Here is a 2,566-nt window from a genome sequence, read left to right on the forward strand (position 1 = left end):
TTGCCGGGACTGGTGATCGCCCTCTCGCTGGTGTACTTCTCGCTGCACTACCTGCCAGCCACCTACCAGACCACCGGCTTGCTGCTGGTCGCCTATGCCCTGCTGTTCATGCCGCTGACCCAGGCACCGATCCGCGTGGCCCTGGAAAAGGCCTCGCCGCAGTTGGAGGAAGCCGCCCGCACTCTCGGCCAGACGCCCTTGATGGCCTTCCTGCGGATCACCCTGCCGATCATCTCGCCGGCCATCGGCGCCGGATTCGTGCTGGTGTTCCTCGACACCATGAAGGAACTGACCGCCACCCTGGTGCTAGGTCCCACCGGGCTGTCGACCCTGGCCACCTCGGTCTGGGTGCACACCGCCAACCTGGAGTACGCTGCCGCCGCACCCTACGCCGCGCTGCTGATCCTGATCTCCGGCTTGCCGGTGTACCTGCTGACCACCCGGGCGCATCTCAGCACTCACTGACACCCACTCCCCAGCAGGCAGGCATGAACGAAAACGCCGCTTACCCAGGTAAGCGGCGTTTCTTTTTGCCGGTCCGACAATCAGCGGCGGGCGGTTTCCTTCAGAGGAATCTCGGCGTCCACTCCAGCCATTCGTCATTGGCCGAATCGAACAGGGCGAAGGTCTGCCCCGGCTTGGCGGGCTCGCCCATCTGCGCATTGTTCGGGGTGGCGAAGGCAATGCCGCCCTCCATCAGCGCCTCCATCGACTCGGTGCGTAGCGACAGGCCCTTGAACAGGCTGGCGTCGACGCCGAAGCCGCTGGCATTCCAGAAACGGCTGCCGGTACGCACCAGCGGTACGTAGCGCGGTTCGATGAGGATGCCGATCAGCACCCGGTCGGCCTGTTCGCCCAAGGCCAGGTCGACGACCTTGCCCACCGGGATCTGCCGGTAGGTCACCAGGTTGCCCGGCTTGATCGAGCCCTTGCGCGGCGCACTGAGGGTCAGCCGCAGGCCGCTTTCCCGGCCCAGCAGGTTGGGCGCTTCGGCGAGAGTCTGGAAGCGTGCCTGGCGCTCGCCCGGCGTGCTCGACGGCAGCGCCTCGATGTAGGGGCCGCTGACCAGGGTTCCGAGGTTCTCGGTACGCAGCAGGCCGAGCGCCGGACGCACCACCCAGAAGCGGGTTCCGCTGCGGGCGACGCGCTCGCCGGCGGAAGTCAGGCGGGCCTTCATCAGTACCCCGGAGAGGTCCGGGTTCAGCTCGACGCTTTCGATCTTGCCGATGTCCAGGCCCTTGAAGCGGATCGGCGTGCCTTCGCGTAGGCCGTCGGCATTGTCGATGCTCAGCTGGATTTCCACGCCACGGGCCATCGCCGCCTCCTCGCTGTCGAAGAGGGTGAAGCGACGCACCTTGGTCACGGTCGGTGCCTTCGGATCGAGGGTGTCGAAGGAAATCCCGCCGGTGATCAGGGTCTGTAGCGACTCGCTCTTCACCTGCACGCCGCTGAGGTTGCCGGTCAGGGTGATCCCGCTGGAGTTCCAGAAGCGCGTCGAGGTATTCACCAGGTGCGCGTACTCCGGCTCGATGTGCACACCCACCACCACTCGCTGGCGGTCGCGCGACAGCTGGTAGCTCTGCACGCTGCCGACGCGGACCTGGCGGTAGAGGATCGGCGCGCCGATATCGATCGAGCCGAGCTTGTCGCTGGTCAGCACCAGGTGCAGGCCGGGCGCGTCGGTGTTCAGCGGCGGCGCTTTCGGGCGGATGGTGAACTCGCGACTCGGCGCGCCGCTCTTGGCGAAGCGCACGTCGATATAGTTACCTTTCACCAGAGCCTCGAGGCCGGTGATGCCGGCCAGGGAGATGCTTGGCTTGACGGTCCAGAACTCGGTGCCTTCCAGCAGCATGTCCTCGACCCGCGGATCCATCGCCAGGTCGGCAGTGGCACTGCTGTAGTCCTTGTCCATGTCGATCGACTTGACCAGGCCGACCTGCACGCCGTTGAACATCACCGGGGTGCGGCCCGGATCGATACCACTGACGTCGTTCATCTTCAGCTTCACGCGCAGACCGGCCTGGGCCGCGTCGTAGTCGTCGTACAGGCGGAACGGCTTGCTCGGATCGGTCGGCGGGCTGTCGCCTCGACTATCGGAAGTAGCGAAAGCGATGCCGCCGGCCGCCAGGGTCAGCAACGATTCGCTACGCACCTTGAAGCCGGACAGGCCACCGGAAATGGAGATGCCGCTGGCGTTCCAGAATCGCGTGTGCTTGCGCACCAGGTCGGCGTAGGCCGGCTCGATGTGCACTTTGATCTCGATGGTCCTCTGGTCATCGCCCAACTGGAAGCTCTTCACCTGGCCGACCTGGATCTGCCGGTAGAACACCGGGCTGCCCTGCTCCAGGGAGCCCAGGCGATCGGCCTTGAGGGTCAGGTGCAGGCCGGGCAGCCTGTCGGAAAGGGGGGGCGGCTGCTTCAGCGCGGTGAAGTTGCGTTCTTCCTTCTCGCCCTTCACCGGATCGACCGCGATGTAGACGCCGGAGACCAGGGTTTCCAGGCCGGTGACGCCAGCCAGGGAAACCCGCGGCTTGACCAGCCAGAAGCGGGTGTCCTTGCTCAGATA

At 65.8% G+C, this 2,566-nt stretch carries 2 protein-coding genes; one reads left to right on the top strand and one right to left on the bottom strand.

Features of this window, described 5'->3' with window-relative positions; genetic code table 11:
* The coding region (locus CR162_RS21730; RefSeq protein ID WP_141563290.1) for an ABC transporter permease at positions 1-465 on the top strand (465 nt) is incomplete at its 5' end.
* Positions 466-565: 100 nt separating this feature from the next.
* On the opposite strand, the gene CR162_RS21735 is transcribed toward CR162_RS21730, so the two are convergent.
* Positions 566-2,566 (bottom strand): PqiB family protein (locus tag CR162_RS21735; RefSeq protein ID WP_141563291.1); only part of this gene is annotated, 2,001 nt, incomplete at its 5' end.

The organism is Teichococcus rhizosphaerae, from assembly GCF_002631185.1.
Taxonomy (GTDB): domain Bacteria; phylum Pseudomonadota; class Alphaproteobacteria; order Acetobacterales; family Acetobacteraceae; genus Pseudoroseomonas; species Pseudoroseomonas rhizosphaerae.